Raw genomic sequence first — 15,856 nt, forward strand, 5'->3', positions numbered from 1 at the left:
ATTCTAGGTTGAGGTCAAATCAAAATCGTTCTTGGAGCTCACTCCCGCTCCACATAAATCTCCGCACCCTGCGCCATGAATTCCGCGTTCTTGGCTTTCATGCCTAGCGTGGCGTCTCATAGTTCTCCGTGAACGAGCAGTCCTCCACGTCATAGTTCCAGCTGCCGCCTGCATCGAGACAGTCATCGACAGGGTCATGGAGCAGCCGCGCCGCGCCCCAGACCGCGGCAGCGATCAGGAGGGCGGCGGCCAGGCAGAGGGCGAGAAGCCTAGTCGGTTTCCACATAAAGCTTCCGCCCCATCGCTTCATACTCCGCGCTCTTGGCCTTCATGCCCTCTTCGGCCTCTCTCGCCTCGTGAGCTTTGACCGCCTCGCGAAACTCGGCGATCCGCTGCAAGTCTTCCGGTGCGAGCCTGCCGCGCACCACGAATTCGTCCAGCGAAGCGGACGCCGAGCGATAGCTCTCCGTGAACGAGCATTCTTCGACGTCATAGTGCCAGCTGCCGCCAGCATCGAGGCAGTCATCGACGGGGTCATAGAACAGCCGCGTCGCGCCCCAGACCGCAGCAGCGGTCAGGAGGGCGGCGACGAGGCCGAGAACGAGAAGTCTAGTCGGTTTCGACATAAAGCTTCCGGCCCATCGCTTCATACTCCGCGCTCTTGGCCTTCATGCCCTCTTCGGCCTCTTTCGCCTGTTTCTCCAGGTCGGCCTTTTCATTGTCGGTCATGCCGGCTGCATAGTCGCGCACCTCTGCCGTGATCTTCATGGAGCAGAATTTCGGGCCGCACATGGAGCAGAAATGGGCGACCTTGTGGGCTTCTTTCGGCAGGGTCTGGTCGTGATAGTCGCGGGCGGTTTCCGGGTCCAATGACAGATTGAACTGGTCTTCCCAGCGGAACTCGAACCGGGCGCGGGATAGCGCATCGTCGCGGATCTGCGCAGCCGGGTGGCCCTTGGCGAGGTCTGCGGCGTGGGCGGCGAGCTTGTAGGTGATGACGCCGACTTTCACGTCATTGCGGTCCGGCAGGCCGAGATGCTCTTTCGGCGTGACGTAGCAGAGCATGGCCGTGCCGTACCAGCCGATCATCGCCGCGCCGATGCCGCTGGTGATGTGGTCATAGCCGGGCGCGATGTCGGTGGTGAGGGGCCCCAGCGTGTAGAAAGGCGCCTCGCCGCATTCGCGCAGCTGCTTGTCCATATTGATCTTGATCTTGTGCATCGGGACGTGGCCCGGCCCTTCGATCATCACCTGGCAGCCCTTGGCATGGGCAATCTTGGTGAGCTCACCGAGCGTTTCGAGCTCTGCGAACTGGGCCGCGTCATTGGCGTCCGCGATGGAACCGGGGCGCAGGCCATCGCCGAGCGAGAAGGAGACATCATAGGCACGCATGATGTCGCAAATTTCCTCGAAATGGGTGTAGAGGAAGCTCTCTGTGTGGTGGGCGAGCATCCATTTCGCCATGATCGAGCCGCCGCGCGAGACGATGCCGGTGACGCGCTTGGCGGTGAGGTGGATATAGGCGAGGCGTACGCCCGCATGGATGGTGAAATAGTCCACCCCCTGCTCGGCCTGCTCGATGAGGGTGTCGCGGTAAACCTCCCAGGTGAGGTCCTCAGCGACGCCGTTCACCTTTTCCAGCGCCTGATAGATCGGCACGGTACCAATCGGCACGGGGCTGTTGCGGATGATCCATTCGCGCGTGTTGTGGATGTTGCGGCCGGTCGACAGATCCATGACATTGTCGGCGCCCCAGCGCGTCGCCCAGACCATCTTGTCGACTTCTTCTTCGACGGAAGATGTGACGGCAGAGTTGCCGATATTGGCGTTGATCTTGACCAGGAAGTTGCGGCCAATGATCTGCGGCTCAAGCTCGGCATGGTTGATGTTGGCCGGGATAATAGCGCGGCCTTTGGCGATCTCGTCGCGGACAAATTCCGGCGTGACGAAAGTCGGGATTTCGGCGCCGAAGCTCTCGCCCTGCTCTGTCTGCGCTGCCGCGTTCTCAAGCTCGGTCTGACGGCCAAGGTTTTCGCGCTCAGCAACGTAGATCATCTCTTTCGTGATGATGCCGGCGCGGGCGAATTCATACTGGGTGATATTGTGGCCATCGAGGCCGCGTAGCGGCTTGTGCTTGGTCGGGAATTCGCGGGCAAGATGCTTGCCGGAGACGCCTCCATTATCCTCAGGCTTCACGTCACGGCCGTCATATTCCTCGACGCCGCCGCGCTCGATGATCCACTCGCGGCGCTCACGGGCAAGGCCCTTCTCGACATCGATGGTGACCGACGGATCGGAGTACGGGCCGGACGTGTCATAGACCGGCACGGGTTCTTCATTGGCGGATGGATGCAGATCAATCAGGCGGCGCGGCACGCTGAGGCTCGGATCGGCCTTGGGGTGCGTATAGACCTTGCGGCTGGCAGGCAGCGGGCCGGTGGTGACGTTCGGCGTGGTGAATTCGGACTGTGGGGTGGGCTTGTTCATTGGGAAGTGCCTTTCTTCAGGCTGTCGCATTGATTGTCTGTATTGTTGCCGAATGTGCCCCAGCCGTCCGACTTCGCGCCAAACTGCTTGAGGTCCTCATCGAGGGCATTCTGGAAATCGACGATCTCTTCGTAGACCGGCGTCATCATCACCGGCACATAAACCGACCAACGCGCCGATTCTTCGTCGAAGAATTTCTCGGATTCGAGTTCGCGCGATTTCAGACGTTTGACGCAGAAATCGGCGACGGCCTCGTTGGGCACATCGATGGCAAAGTCGATCACCATCGGCGCTGACATATCGGAGCCATGCTCCTGGACCAGCCTTAGGGCTTCGCCGTCAGCATCCGTCGGATAAACGTGTTCAATCATGCCCCGCCCTTCCGCCATTTATAAGTCAGCGCCATGGCGATGCAGTGGCGCAGCGGCTCTAGTGGGAGGGGAGCATCGACGGCCATGCGGACTTCGCGGTTGCCGATGAGGTCGAGGGTGCCCGAATAATGCTCGCGCCACTCATCGAGCAGCGTGGTCTGGCAATTGACGAAGAGGCCGATGACGTCAGGCCGCTTGGCGGACCAGGCAAGGCGGATCGTCGTGCCAGCCTTGTTCAGATAGGACGGCTCACCCCATTTCAGCGTTTCGGTGATCGGGCCGGTTTCAGACAGGCCGGCGGCAGTGTCATAGACGAGCGTGCGGAGTTTCAGGAGCTGATCGCGCGCAGGCGTTGGATAGGCGTCATAGACCGCTTGCACGGCAGCTGGAGGCTTCGGAAGGGTGACGCTGGCGCCCAAGTCTTGCTCCGTTCCTACGCCGGTTGGGGACCTTAATGCACGATGCATTGGCCCGCCGGATCAGGTTCTAAGGGTGCTGGACCTGCATCTGGTCCATCTCAGCGCTAGCAAGACGCGCCCCTCGGATGAGCAGAGCCTAGAGCAATATGCCTGTTTCGGAAAGAGGGCGCGCGCGGGCCGCTTGCATGCGCGGTGACGCTCGGCCATCTGTTGCGGCATGACCCTGGACCTCGATGCCTATCTGAAACGCATCGCGTATGACGGCCCGCTGGACGCGGATGTTGAGACGCTGAATGCGCTGCATGAGGCGCACATCAATGCGGTGCCGTTCGAAAATCTCGATGTGCATGCCGGGCGGCCAGTAACATTCTCGCTTGAGGACGCCTATGATGAGATCGTCACGCGGGCTCAGGGTGGCTGGTGCTTTGAGATGAACGCCGTGTTCGGCTGGGCGCTGTCTGAGATCGGGTTCGACGTCATGCGGATTGGTGCAGGCGTGCGCCGAGCCTCGCTTGGCGATGAAGCGCTTGGCAATCATCTCGCGCTGATCGTCCGGCTCGACCGTGACTACCTCGTCGATGTCGGGTTTGGCAGCTCGCAGCTTACCGCGATCGCGCTGGAAGAAGGCGTTACCAGCCACTCGCCGCTGCGCATGGCACTCGCCAGGACGGAGGACGGCTATTGGCGCCTGCATGAGGGCGGGCCGGGCGCTGTGATGAGCTATGATTTCCGCGCCGAGCCGGCGAATGAGGCCCAGATGGCGGCGAGCCATGCGTGGCAGTGCACCGATCCGAACAGTATTTTCTACAAGACGCTATCGGCGAAGATTCGGCGCGGGTCGCACTATTTCATCCTGCGCGGACGGATGCTGGAAACGCAGATGCCGGGACGGAGCGAGCAGCGTATCCTCGACTCTCCAGTAGAGCTGTCAGAGGTCTTGAGCGAGATATTTGGCCTCGAAGAGCCGGAGCTTGAAAGGCTCTGGCCGAAAATCTGCGCCCGCCACAAACAGCTCTTTCCACATGCCTCCCGCCAATCCGGCGGCTGACCACCAGAGCAGGCCGGCAGACATTCAACCAGCCTGGCGGCCAAACGCCCCGTTCAAAGACGTCTCTCTTATTTCAGAGCAGGCGCCAGATCATCGATGTTTCCGTCATTCTGAGCCGGCGTAATCCCGGTCAGTTTGGCCAGGAAAGGGTAGACCGAAACATTGTCGAATTTTTCAAGTTCGACACCAGGCACGATTGCCGGTCCATTGGCGATGAAGATGGCCGACATCAGCGGGTCGGCAGGGTCAAAGCCATGTCCACCACCGCTGCCGCGCCAGGCTTTCATCTCTGCGGTCTCATAGCGCCAACCGATATCGGCGAGGCAGACGATGGCTGGGACGCGCGGGTTCTGACCATAGGCAAAGCGCTCTGGAAGCTCACCTTTGCGCCAGCAGGTCCCGTGCTCCTTTTCGCCCAGGAGGGCAGCTTCGACCTCAGCCTCATATCCCGGAAGGGGGGACAGGCCGACAAATTCACCGGCCCAGACCACATGCATTTTCGCCGGATCGACCATTGCATCAAGCGCCATGATCTGATCGTCGGCGATGGGCGCCATGCCATGATCGGAAACAATCACGATATTCGTGCTGTCGCGCAGACCTCGCGCTTCAAGGCCAGCGACCAGGCGCGCAATGGCAGCATCGACCTGCGCAGCGGACGAGGTCGTCTTCGGGCTGTCCGGTCCATAGAGGTGACCGGCAGTATCGACGATGTCGAAATAGAGCGTTGCCAGTTTCGGTCGGTCTGCCTCTGGCGCATCCAGCCATGAGAGCAGGATGTCTACGCGGGCGAAGTCTGCCAGTTTCTGGTCGAACTTCTCATACTCGCTGGGGCGCTGGCCGTGGATTTCAAAGTCGGACCCCGGCCAGAACATGGTGGCGCTATTGATGCCCTGTTCAGCGGCGCTCACCCAGAGCGGACGACCCTCATCCCACCATGCCGGGTTCGACGTCACCACTGGGTCAGACAGCTTGAACAGATCGCCTGGAATGGCCGGGTCTTCCATCGTATTGTTGACGATGCCGTTGTGGTCCGGCGTAAGCCCGGTGATCAGCGTGTAGTGGTTTGGGAAAGTCTTGGACGGGAAAGAAGGCTGCATCGGCCCGACGGCGCCGGTTTCTGCCAGCGCGCTCATCACTGGAGTGGCGCCGCGATCAAGATAGTCCGGGCGGAAGCCGTCGATTGAGACTAGAATCGTAAGCTCACTGTCGGCTTGTGTCGCAGCCTGTTCGACCGGGCTCACCTCGACAGGTGTCGAGCCAGTGTCAGTCAGCGGAGGGGTGGTGCAGGCCGCCAGAGCCAGTGCTGCGCCAGAAAGCCAGAGCGTCGAAATCGTGTTCATGACCACTTTTAGCGCATGTTTGTGACGGCTAATCAACGGGTGGGGGCAGACGCTGCTGCGGGACATCTCGGATCCGCGCAAAACGCGGGCGCATTCCAATCGTCCAACTCCAGGATCATGCCGCCTTGCCGGCGCGCTAAGCCGAATCGCACGTCAGGCGTTCTGCTCAAACTGAGCCGTATCGACGGCGAACCAGAGCGTGTCGGCATGGGCGAGGAGCTTGCCGTCTGCGGTGTAGAGCGCCGTGCCTGCGAAATGCTTGCGCCCCTTTCCGCCCATGCGCCAGGACGCGATGATCAGCGGCTCACCCACGGGTGGACGCTCAAGGATCTGGGCATTCATTTCCCCCAAGAGGGCGCGGTCAACATCCGGGAGGGAGAAGCCACCGGGGCAATCGAGCGCGCTCCACATGATTTCTGGGCGGACCAGGCCGTCATCATCGGCGAATGTCTCATGCGGCGTCCAGATCGTCGCGGCGGTTTCCGGGTCTTCCAGCTGGCCGCAGAAGATGCGGAGGCCCTCACCCGGCTCGCGGCCACGCCCGCAAACGAAGCAGACGGAATTCTCACCCGCGCCGAAGGGCCGGGGATGCTCGCTCGCCTTTTTGGCTGCCTCAAAGGGCGGGGCCGGACGCGGCGCGATACCGGGCGCTTCCGGCCGGGCCGTCATAATGAGCGTTTCGCCCGCCATCAGGACGGTGTTGTCGCCATCTGCCGCAATGGTGAGCGAGGCTTCCAGCGGGATCGGCGCATTAATGCGGATCGTGTGCGGGCCATCGAGATGCTGGGCGAACAACCCTGCCGAATAGCCACCATTGCCGCTTCCGGGCGGTCCGTTGAACTGGTTCGGTATGGTGATGGTCTCGCGCGCAGTCATGGCCAGGCTCCTCTATCGACGGGACGGCGCTATCCACAATTGCTTGCGCGTGCAAGTGGACGCCTGAGGCAGGCTGTGCGAGGCGAGGGCCGTAGATACCGCCCGATGGAGTGCCCCACCATGCCGTTTTCGTTCCGCCAGCTTGGCGCAGCTGCCTGTCTTTCTCTGCCCCTCATCCTGTCAGCCTGCCAGTCAGCGCCCGGGGCGCCGATGAGCGCCGCTCAAGCTGCGCCAGCCGCCATACCGGACGATGTCATCGAACTGCGCGAGCCTGAGCTGATCGCAAACTTCTATCCCGCCACAACCACCGACGCGCCCGGCCCGGCCATCCTGATGTTTGGCGGATCCGAAGGCGGGCTGAGCGAAGGCGTCGCGCGTGATGCCGAGGCGCTGCGCGCGGAAGGCTTCAGCGTGCTGCAGATCTCTTTCTACCGCTTCGAGGGTCAGGAGCAGAACCTTGAAATGGTGCCGCTGGAACGGTTCGACCGGGCGCTTGACTGGCTGCTGGCACGCGGAGACGTGGACGCAGGACGCGTCGGCATCTTCGGCACATCGAAGGGCGCGGAAGCGGCGCTGATCGTCGCGAGCCGCCGGCCGGAGATCGAAGCGGTTGTGGCAATCGTCCCAACAAGCGTCTCGTGGGCCGGCATCAACTGGGACTTTGACGGGCGCGTGCCGGAAGCGTCCTGGTCACTGAACGGTGAGCCCTATCCCGCGCTGCCCTATGGCGACTTCGACTATCAGACAGGCCTCTATTCGCTCTATGCCAATGGGCTGAAGGCTGTCGGCGAGCATGAAGAGGCGGTGATCGCCGTGGAAGAGATCGACGCACCGATGCTGCTCATCTGCGGCGGGTCGGATGCGCTCTGGCCCAGCTGCCCGATGGCGGAAGCTATTGAAGCGCGGGCCGAGGCAATGAGCGGGTCTGAGGTGACGCTGCTTGCCTATCCGGACGCCGGACATGGCGCGGGCGGCCTGCCATCTGCGGCGCTGGACCCGGAGACCGCCGACGACCCGCTCGACTGGGGTGGCACACGCCGCGCAAACCGGGCCGCGCAGCAGGAGAACTGGCCGAAGACGGTCGAATTCCTGAAAGAGACGCTCTAGGCGCGGGCCTTCCCCGTCATCCAGTCATTCACCGCATCGGCATGGATATGCGTGGTCGAGAAGACAGGCAGCGGTCCGTCGCCGTCGGAGAGGATCATGCAAAGCTCCGTGCAGCCGAGGATGACGCCGTCAGCACCTTCATCGGCATAGCGGGTAATCATCGCCGTCAGTTCGTCGCGCGAGCTGTCTTTCACCACGCCCTCGACCAGTTCCTCGAAGATGACGCGGCCGACGAGATCGCAGTCTTCTGCCGATGCAATGACGGGCGTGCCGGGAAAACGCTGGGCGAGCGCCGGGGCGAAGAAGTCCCCGCTCATCACCCAGGGCGTACCGAGCAGGAGCGGGCTGGCGACGCCCTTTGCAATCATCGCATCCGACAGGCTGTCGAGCATATGGATGACGGGAAGGCCTGTTTCCTGCGCGACGGCTTCTGCGGCGACATGGGTCGTGCCGGAGGTGATCGCGATAGCCTCTGCGCCCGCCGCCTTCAGCGACAGCGCGCCTTTGATGACCTCGGCCTTGAAGGCCTCCCAGTTTTCATCGTGGTAATGCCCGATCATCACGCCATAATCGAGCATGTAGAAAAGACACCGCGCCGAGTGCTGGCCGCCCAGGCGGTCACGCGCATGACCGTTCAGCAGCTCATAATAGATTTTCGTGGCTTCGGGGCTGACCCCGCCAATAAGACCGACAAGTGACATGGCGGGCGGTGTAGGGCGTCTGGCGACGAATGAAAAGAGGCACCGCAGGCGACCCTGTCAGACCGGGAACGTTGTCAGCCGCTAGGGCTGCTCAACGCTTTCGATCGCTTTTTCCCAGGAGTCGATCATGACGCTGGCTCCTTCGAAGGGCGTATAGCTGAGGCGATCCACGCGGTCTGACCGCTCGTCATAGTCCTCGATTGCGCGCAGCGCGGCGCGATAGGCGTCGAGGTGCAGTTTCGTTTTTGCCGCGTACGGCCGGGCGCGCTCGTCATATTGGGCTTTCGCCGCCTCATACTCCTTTTTGTCCAGTTCTTTTTTCGTCATGGCGGGAAGCGAATAGACATGTTCCGATGGGCCATAATAGGTTTCCTGCAAGTCCATCCTCCAGTCGGTCATGCGCACGGCGACGGTCCCGTAGAGCCGCGCCAGAGCGTAATTCGTTTCGACCGCGAAGTCCGGACAGGCGGCACGGAGCGCTTCCAGCCGGTTCTGTGCCCATGTATGAACCGGCTTGCCTTCCTGCCCGTCCGTGGCGCGGCTCCATAGTTTGAGCTCATCCATGAGCCGGCTTGACCCGCCGCCATAGCGACTTGTGGCATAGGGACACGCCTCGAGCGGTGCACCTGAAATCAGCGGATGGACAACGTCGCGCTGTCCGAGCGCGATCAGGGCCGGGATCAGCGTATCGGTCAGCGCTGCGGTGGCATAGCCGTAGCCGAAATAGTTCACCATTTCGCCGCTCGGTGTTCTGACTTTCAAGGTCTCCGTGCCCTTATTCGCCGCGATATCATTCTGGCTGATCGCCATGTGGAGCAGGGTCAGCAGATCAGCGATCCGGTCGGTTTCAGGGACGGACTGCACGGCTATGCGGAGCAAGTATGACGCCATGGCCTGCGCATCCGCACGGCCGGGGCAGGACTCGACGCTGAGCCGGGCCAGGTCGATCACCGGATCAACCTCCCTCTGCTCCCCGCGTTCAATACGGCCCTGCATGTCATAGAGCTGCTGCTCCATGTCATCGGGACAGGAGGCGGGCTCAGCCTCTGCCATCGCAGGCTGCGAGGCGATGAAAATGAGCACCGCAACTCCTGCGAGAAATGTCAGCGGTCGTTTCTTTTGAATCATCATGTCTTTCCCCTGCAATGGCCGGCCTATTCCGGCCGCGCGCATTCACCCAGAAGCTGCATGAACTTGTGATGGTCGAGTCCTGCTACATAATATTCATGCAGATCCGCGACGTCCGCCTCATAGCCAGCGACGTCATCATATTTCTCATACTCGGCCCTAGCGGCTGCGAACCAGTAGTCTGAGGTTTCCCGCGCGGCGGGCAACTGGACCTCCGGATGGAGCTTCTCAATGAAACTTGCCGTCCATATGCCCGACCCTTCGCCATAGAAATCGGGATTGAGACTATCGGCCCAGGCATCCCAGTAATTGGCGCAGGTCAGCATCTCAGAGCCGGTAACGGGCGAAACGCCGATGGCCTTGGCCTCTTCATAGGTCATGGCGGAGGCGGCCAGCGGCGCAAGCATTGCCGCGGCGATGATGGTCAAAGCGAAGCGGATAGACATGGGTCGGTCCTTCGTAAGCTGTTGATGATGCAAATCTATGTCCTCCTCGTGCACTCGAACATCCCCCCGAAGGGTCACGCCGAACAAACTGCGGGCGCGTCGGAACGCAGGTTGTGACCGATCATTCGTTAAGGAGCAGACTTTTTAGCCCTTTGAAGGAGCATCTCATGAGCAATCCAAAAACCGTCATCGTGACAGGCGCCGGATCCGGTATTGGCGAAGCGACCGCAAAGCGTTTCTCTTCCGATGGCTGGAACGTCGTTCTGAATGGCCGCACGCGCGAGAAGCTCGATAATGTCGCCAAGGATTTGCCAGACGATCGCACGCTGGTCGTTGATGGCGATGTGGCCAATGCCAATGATGTGGCGCATCTCATCTCCGAGACCCTCTCGCGCTTTGGCGCGATTGATTGCCTCGTGAACAATGCCGGCGTCGCCCGGATGGGCGAACCGGGGGAGCTGTCGCTGAAAGCTTTCGAGCTCATCATGTCAGTGAACGTGACGGGCATCTTCAACACAGTGACGGCCGCGACCCCGCATCTGAAGGAGGCCAAGGGCTCCATCGTAAATGTCTCGTCCGTGTCGGGGCTTGGCGGTGACTGGAAGATGTTTGGCTACAACGCCTCGAAAGGTGCCGTCTCCAACATGACACGCGCCATGGCGCTGGATCTTGGCAAGCACGGTGTGCGCGTGAATGCCGTCGCGCCATCGGTCACAAAGACGAGCATGGCTGAAGGCATCCATTCCGACGACGAAAAGATGGCGATGGTGCGCAACCGTATTCCGATGAAGCGCGCGGGCGAGCCGGAAGAAGTGGCCAGTGTCATCGCGTTTCTGGCAGGGCCGAATGCGGGCTTTGTGACGGGTGTCATTCTGCCCGTAGATGGCGGCCTGACAGCCTCGAACGGCCAACCAAATTTTGACGGCTAGGTCAGCCCCGGCGGGTCATCCGCAACTGGCTCGACAAGATTCTCTTTGACTTGGGGTGAGTGCGCTATATCCATCTTGAGCCACCATAATTTGGGGTGATCAGGGAGGATACTATGACATCATTCAATCGAGGCGCGCTTTTGGTCGGGGCCAGCTGGGCCATTCTTGCACTGGCCGGTTGCGGAACCGCGGATAAGGCCACCGATAACGCCGAAACGACACCTGTTGAAGTAGCCGAGCAGACGCCGGTAGACACAGTGGAAGCAACAGAACAGCTAGTGCTGAGCGCAGCCGCCTGTACGCCGCCGCCTGTTGATCGCTGCACGCGCGGCGAGGACTGCGGCGCCCTCGTTATCGAGCAAGGCCCGGCGGTGAACCCCGAAACGGACCGCAATTATTATCTCGATTATTCCTGCGACCTGAAAAAGGGCGAACCGGTCAATCTGGTGCTCAACCTGCACGGCGCCGGATCCTATGGGAACTGGCAACGCCACTACTTCCCTATCCTCGACTATGCAGATGACTACAACCTCGTAGTCGTCACGCCGAACGCGCCGCCCCAGATGTGGGCGCAGACCGATGATGAGCACCTACAGACCATCGTGTCCTCGCTGATCGATGAGATTGGCGCGGAAAACATCGCCTCATTCTGGCTCGCCGGACATTCGCAGGGCGGCATCACCTCACGGCGCCTCGTTTGCACACCGTTCTTTGAAGACAAGGTCGACGGTATGTTGAGCCTGTCGGGTGGCCGCGTTGGCCGGGCCGAGCTTTCGCCAGACTTCTATCGCCCGGATATGGAAGCAGTGATGCGCAACCGCCCTGCGTTCCCGCCGGAAGTCATTCCTGACTGCGACTTCAGCCATATCTACGAAACTGGCGAGCTTGAGATCGTGTCCCTGCCTGAAACGTCAGTCTGGGCTGAAAAGTATAGCTGTGACGCCCGCGAAGCCTCGGTCATCACCGATACCGAGCCGGGCTATGTCTACGATGCCAGCAGCCAGGAAAACCCGAACCCGGTCTGGGGCTTGCTGCCCCGCGCGGGCGAAGCTGATCTTTACGTCTACCCCGGTTGCGCTGACGGGCGTGTCGTCGCCGATGTGGTTCGCCGCGGCAAAGGTCACACCGAAGGGCTTGAGCCGAAAGTAACCGAAGAAATCGTCAAGCTGATGGTGAGCGTACCGACCAGCAAGATCGCTAGCGGCGCGAACTAGACCCAATCTGCCGGGGCGGTGTCTCTGCCCCGGCCATTTGGCATCGAAACGCCAAGCACCTCCTAGTTTTCGAAGTCCTCGATCCGTTGCTTCATTGACAGAAGGTTTCTCTGTCGACCCAGGACGTAGCTGGCGTTGAGCTCGTCGCGACTGTCAGTGACCTTCATGTGGCCGAATGCAGTATAGTGGCGCCGTGCACTTTCGATGTGGGCGAGCGCGCGTGCGAGCGCTTCCGATCTCTCATCACCGCTCAACCTGCCGTAGGGAATTTGCTCGATGATTGCCTCAGCAACGTCTTTGTTGATTTCAGCCAGTGCGAAAGTAACTGCCGGCTTCTCGGACGGGCACGCCTCGGCGAGCGCCAATAGTCGTGCCTCGATACCTGCAAAACCAGCTGCGCCTTCCGCCTGCGAGCGGGAGCCGCGCGCGTCGATCGCCTTGCGCCATGAATCTGCTTCCACCCGGGCGCGAGATTGCTCTTCTCCATAGGGGCATTCGTCCAGCGCATTGTCTGACAGGATGTCCTGCGGCCTGCCGGCAAGGTGGAGGTCGAGAAACTGCGTGAAGACCACATTCTCAAGGTAGGTGTTGACCTCATTATAGGGATAAACGCTCTGCTCGCTGCCATCTGAAAACCGCACCTTCGGTGAAGGTGCCACCATCGAGAATGTCCGGCTATTGGCGAGCGCGGCATTGTAGGCGGCGTTCAGAACCGTCTCGCGGGTCTCGGCATCAGCGCCGCTAAGCGCGTCGGCAAGGATCGCGAAGATGGTGCTCGACAGTCCCTGAATGGCAGAATTATCAGGGCACAGGGTCACGCCTGCATTGGCTGATGCGAAGATGACGCTTGGCTTAAGTGCCTCGCCACTCATCATGCCCGCCCGCAAAGCATAGAGTTGCTGGAAGGCATCTTCCGGGCAGTCTTGCGCAGGCGCGGGCGTCTCCGCGCTCGCAGCCAGCTGGACCGCGCTCAAAGCAAGCGCGACCATCATCATTTTCAACATGTTGCGTCCTCCACCGCCCGAGACTACTCCAGCCTTCAGAGGACGCAATCAAATTGGCTGAACTGACTGATCAGCTCTCGGTATCGCCAAGATACCGATCGGTGAAGTCCATGAAGGCATCCCAGGATTGCTCATCGGCAAGCGCCTGGTAGCGATCAGAGCCAAACACCGTCCAGGCATGCGGGGCACCGGAATAGATCTGCACTTCATAAGTGGCGCCGGCCTTTTCAAGCATGTCGGCGGTGTTGGCTGCGAGCGCGTTTGGAATGCCGGTATCTGCGCCACCATGCATGATAAGGACAGGTGCCGATGTCGCCGAATAGTCTGCGCCTTCTGGAGCATCCAGGCTGCCATGGAAGGTCGCAAAGCCTGCAATGTCTTCGCCTTCACCTGAGCGGGCGAGCTCCAGTGTGGCACCGCCGCCGAAGCAATAGCCCATCACAATCACATCACTCTCGCCTGAAGCTTCGCGGGCCTGCTCAATGCCGCCAAGGATGCGCGCACGCATCAGCTCACGGTTGTTGTAGAGCTTGCCGACCTGCTCCTTGCGGGCCTCGGTTGTGTCGGGGCGGTTGCCTGCGCCATAGAGGTCAATCGCGAAGGCGTCATAGCCCGCATCGGCGATCATTTCGGCGCGGGTCTTTTCATAGTCATCGAGTCCGCCCCAATCGTGAATGATGACGACAAGCCCTTTGGACTCCCGGGTGGCTTCAGCGAGATAGCCTTCATAGGCCTCGCCATTCACTGAATAATCGATGACCTCGCCAGCCTGGGCGGTCAACGAAACAACCGTCGAAGCGGCAAGAAGTGTGAGATAACGCATGGCGGTCTCCTTTTGTTTGTGTCTGCTCCAACATTGAGCTAGGGCGCACGTCTTCTCCGCCAAATGCGAACCAGATGAGGAACCGATCTTGCCATCGGCCCCGTCAGTGCTGCATCCTGCAGTAGGGACAGCAGGTTTTAGCATTTTCATGACCGAGCCTACAGCAGAGGCGCGCTATTTCGAACTTCTCGGGCGCGCATATGAAATACCGCTGGAAAGCGAGGGATTCGAAAGTTTTCTCGATGCTGCGCACGATTTTTTTTGCGCTGATCCTGAAACCGGAAAGGTCCCCGCAGGCATCGAAGTTTTCACGCCCAAAGGGCTGGAAGATCATACCAGCCGCCTTGAGCGCATTTTCGATGTCGCCATGAAAGCTGAAGCCCAGGAGGCAGAGACGGAGGCGCGCTACCACAGCGTTCTTCGCATTGCCCCGGGCACCCTCACCGTTCACGGCAACGAGGCGGCGGTCGCCTTACTTGGCTGCGACCTGCCATGTCCGCTAAGCCAGCTCCCCTTCGACCATGAAGCCCTGTCCCGGATAAGCGATTGCCTGACGCGCCCAGCCAGCGAAGACCTCATCGTGCTGGCAACGGTTGAAGGCGATGAGCCACGGCCCTGCCTTGCCCTTGTCCAGCGCGGGCAGGACGAAGACACCGAAACGCGTATCTCTCTGTCCTTCATTCACTGGTCAGAGGCCCTGATCAGCCGCCTCGGCAAAGCCCTTGGACTGACTGCGTCGGAGACAGAAGTCCTGCACGGAAATCTCTATAACCGGTCGCCGCGCGAAATTGCCGACGACCGGGGCCGTTCTCCCGAGACGGTCAAGGCTCAGGCCAAAACCATTCTTCGCAAAACCGGCTGCGCGCGGATGACGGATGTTGTGCATCTGGCAGCGAGCGTTGCCTACCTTCTGCGTAAGCTGCCGGACCGTGAGCAGGCAGACCTGGACAGCTGGACGACGCCCGTGGAGTCTGTGGCATATATCGTCCGTGATGGCCGCAAGATTGCTTATTACAAGCATGGCCCGGACAGTGCCAGGACCACGCTTCTCTTCTCACATGCGCTGATCCAGGGGCCTTATTTTGCCCCTGCATTTCTGCGTCAGCTTTCTGAGAATAGCGTCCGACTGCTCGCGCCATCGCGGCCGGGATACGGATATACCGATCCGCCCCGCTCAGCCGAAACCTTCGGCGCCGACACGATAGAGGATGCACTTTGCGTGCTCGACGCCGAAGGGGTCAGCGATGTTCACATTGTCGGGCACCAACTTGGCACCAGTCACGCCTTCCGGATCGCAAATGCGATTGGGGCGCGCGCGAAGTCTCTGATCTTCATCAATGGTGGGATCCCGCTGCGCGAGGAGCACTATGCCAGAATGGATCGCCGCGTGCGTTATGCGGCGATGGCAACGCGTCACGCACCGGCACTGCTCAAGATGATCAATTCCCTCGGCCTGCGAAGTTTCAGGAAGAAGGGCGTCCGAGCCTTTCTCTTCGACCGGTACACCAGGTCTCAGGTGGACATGAGCGCCCTGCACATGCCGGGCGTCATGGACCTGCATGCCAGGGGCACGTTTCACGCCTGTGAGCAGGATGGTCTGCCGTTTTATCTGGATGAGAAATCGAAGCATTCGGACTGGCTGCCGGACACGGAGAACGTGATCTCGCCGCAATACTGGCTACAACCCGAGGAATGCTCGATCCTGGCCCCGGATGCGGTACGGGAGTTCGTTTCAGATTTGCGCGGCGCCCGGTTCGAAACCGAACCAGGCGCCGGCGCGATCATGCTGTATCAAAAGCCACTACGCGTCGCCAATTTCATACTCGATGCAATTGACGATGCGGCGGTGGTATCGGGGCGGGCAGAAAACCCCTAGCAGCCTTTGCCAGCATGAACTGAAGTAATCACAATAGATCAGAGCTGACGGGGCCGGCATCACCCTGACGGGTTACGTCTGCAG

The 15,856-nt window shown here is 60.7% G+C and carries 17 protein-coding genes and 1 riboswitch; of the genes, 5 read left to right on the forward strand and 12 right to left on the reverse strand.

The genetic code is table 11. From position 1 onward, the window contains the following. Positions 1–103: 103 nt before the first annotated feature. The 5 genes from B8783_RS12515 to B8783_RS12535 form a co-directional block, all read right to left on the reverse strand. Positions 104–286: a hypothetical protein gene (locus B8783_RS12515; RefSeq protein WP_084420448.1), complete on the reverse strand. Its 183-nt coding sequence runs from the start codon at positions 284–286 to the stop codon at positions 104–106. Further along, entirely contained in the window at positions 270–626 is a 357-nt protein-coding gene (locus tag B8783_RS12520; protein WP_084420449.1) for a hypothetical protein, read from the reverse strand. The genes B8783_RS12515 and B8783_RS12520 overlap by 17 nt, the downstream gene beginning before the upstream one ends. Continuing rightward, positions 610–2,487, reverse strand: coding sequence for a phosphomethylpyrimidine synthase ThiC (gene thiC, locus B8783_RS12525; protein ID WP_084420450.1), 1,878 nt, complete (start codon positions 2,485–2,487; stop codon positions 610–612). Before thiC ends, B8783_RS12520 begins: the two co-directional genes overlap by 17 nt. Then, entirely contained in the window at positions 2,484–2,858 is a 375-nt protein-coding gene (locus tag B8783_RS12530) for a ribonuclease E inhibitor RraB (protein WP_084420451.1), read from the reverse strand. The genes thiC and B8783_RS12530 overlap by 4 nt, the downstream gene beginning before the upstream one ends. Continuing rightward, a complete protein-coding gene (locus B8783_RS12535) occupies positions 2,855–3,277 on the reverse strand; it encodes a DUF1801 domain-containing protein (protein WP_084420452.1) in 423 nt (140 codons plus the stop codon). Before B8783_RS12535 ends, B8783_RS12530 begins: the two co-directional genes overlap by 4 nt. After that, a riboswitch (TPP riboswitch) is annotated at positions 3,272–3,409 on the reverse strand. It overlaps the preceding gene by 6 nt. Before the next feature lie 85 nt (positions 3,410–3,494). Between B8783_RS12535 and B8783_RS12540 the strand changes: the two genes are divergently transcribed. After that, positions 3,495–4,325 carry an arylamine N-acetyltransferase family protein gene (locus B8783_RS12540; RefSeq protein WP_084420453.1) on the forward strand — a complete coding sequence of 277 codons (831 nt, stop codon included), beginning with the start codon at positions 3,495–3,497 and terminating at the stop codon, positions 4,323–4,325. Between the two features lie 68 nt (positions 4,326–4,393). Here the strand turns inward: B8783_RS12540 and B8783_RS12545 are convergent, their stop codons facing one another. Beyond that, positions 4,394–5,668, reverse strand: a complete 1,275-nt coding sequence (locus B8783_RS12545) for an alkaline phosphatase family protein (protein WP_084420454.1) — start codon at positions 5,666–5,668, stop codon at positions 4,394–4,396. 153 nt (positions 5,669–5,821) lie between these two features. Continuing rightward, positions 5,822–6,544 carry a hypothetical protein gene (locus B8783_RS12550; RefSeq protein ID WP_084420455.1) on the reverse strand — a complete coding sequence of 241 codons (723 nt, stop codon included), beginning with the start codon at positions 6,542–6,544 and terminating at the stop codon, positions 5,822–5,824. Positions 6,545–6,664: 120 nt separating this feature from the next. Here B8783_RS12550 and B8783_RS12555 point away from each other — a divergent pair, with 120 nt between their 5' ends. Beyond that, positions 6,665–7,651, forward strand: a complete 987-nt coding sequence (locus tag B8783_RS12555; RefSeq protein ID WP_084420456.1) for an acyl-CoA thioester hydrolase/BAAT C-terminal domain-containing protein — start codon at positions 6,665–6,667, stop codon at positions 7,649–7,651. On the opposite strand, the gene B8783_RS12560 is transcribed toward B8783_RS12555, so the two are convergent. The 3 genes from B8783_RS12560 to B8783_RS12570 all read right to left on the reverse strand — a co-directional run bounded on the left by B8783_RS12560 (position 7,648) and on the right by B8783_RS12570 (position 9,926). Next, positions 7,648–8,352 carry an aspartate/glutamate racemase family protein gene (locus B8783_RS12560; RefSeq protein ID WP_084420457.1) on the reverse strand — a complete coding sequence of 235 codons (705 nt, stop codon included), beginning with the start codon at positions 8,350–8,352 and terminating at the stop codon, positions 7,648–7,650. The two genes, B8783_RS12555 and B8783_RS12560, sit on opposite strands and share 4 nt — an antisense overlap. A gap of 81 nt (positions 8,353–8,433) precedes the next feature. Continuing rightward, positions 8,434–9,483 (reverse strand): hypothetical protein, encoded by a 1,050-nt coding sequence (locus B8783_RS12565; RefSeq protein ID WP_084420458.1) that lies wholly within the window; start codon positions 9,481–9,483, stop codon positions 8,434–8,436. A gap of 23 nt (positions 9,484–9,506) precedes the next feature. Then, a complete protein-coding gene (locus B8783_RS12570; RefSeq protein ID WP_084420459.1) occupies positions 9,507–9,926 on the reverse strand; it encodes a hypothetical protein in 420 nt (139 codons plus the stop codon). 167 nt (positions 9,927–10,093) lie between these two features. On the opposite strand from B8783_RS12570, the gene B8783_RS12575 reads away from it, so the two are divergent. Both B8783_RS12575 and B8783_RS12580 read left to right on the forward strand, forming a co-directional pair. Further along, a complete protein-coding gene (locus tag B8783_RS12575) occupies positions 10,094–10,855 on the forward strand; it encodes an SDR family NAD(P)-dependent oxidoreductase (RefSeq protein ID WP_084420460.1) in 762 nt (253 codons plus the stop codon). A 113-nt stretch (positions 10,856–10,968) separates the two neighbouring features. Beyond that, complete coding sequence (locus B8783_RS12580; protein ID WP_084420461.1) at positions 10,969–12,069, forward strand: alpha/beta fold hydrolase; 1,101 nt, start codon at positions 10,969–10,971, stop codon at positions 12,067–12,069. A gap of 62 nt (positions 12,070–12,131) precedes the next feature. Here the strand turns inward: B8783_RS12580 and B8783_RS12585 are convergent, their stop codons facing one another. Both B8783_RS12585 and B8783_RS12590 read right to left on the reverse strand, forming a co-directional pair. Beyond that, complete coding sequence (locus B8783_RS12585) at positions 12,132–13,073, reverse strand: hypothetical protein (RefSeq protein WP_084420462.1); 942 nt, start codon at positions 13,071–13,073, stop codon at positions 12,132–12,134. Between the two features lie 70 nt (positions 13,074–13,143). Next, positions 13,144–13,896, reverse strand: a complete 753-nt coding sequence (locus tag B8783_RS12590; RefSeq protein ID WP_084420463.1) for a dienelactone hydrolase family protein — start codon at positions 13,894–13,896, stop codon at positions 13,144–13,146. A 148-nt stretch (positions 13,897–14,044) separates the two neighbouring features. Here B8783_RS12590 and B8783_RS12595 point away from each other — a divergent pair, with 148 nt between their 5' ends. Then, complete coding sequence (locus B8783_RS12595; RefSeq protein WP_084420464.1) at positions 14,045–15,772, forward strand: alpha/beta fold hydrolase; 1,728 nt, start codon at positions 14,045–14,047, stop codon at positions 15,770–15,772. Positions 15,773–15,856: the final 84 nt, after the last annotated feature.

The organism is Henriciella litoralis (assembly GCF_002088935.1).
Classification (GTDB): domain Bacteria; phylum Pseudomonadota; class Alphaproteobacteria; order Caulobacterales; family Hyphomonadaceae; genus Henriciella; species Henriciella litoralis.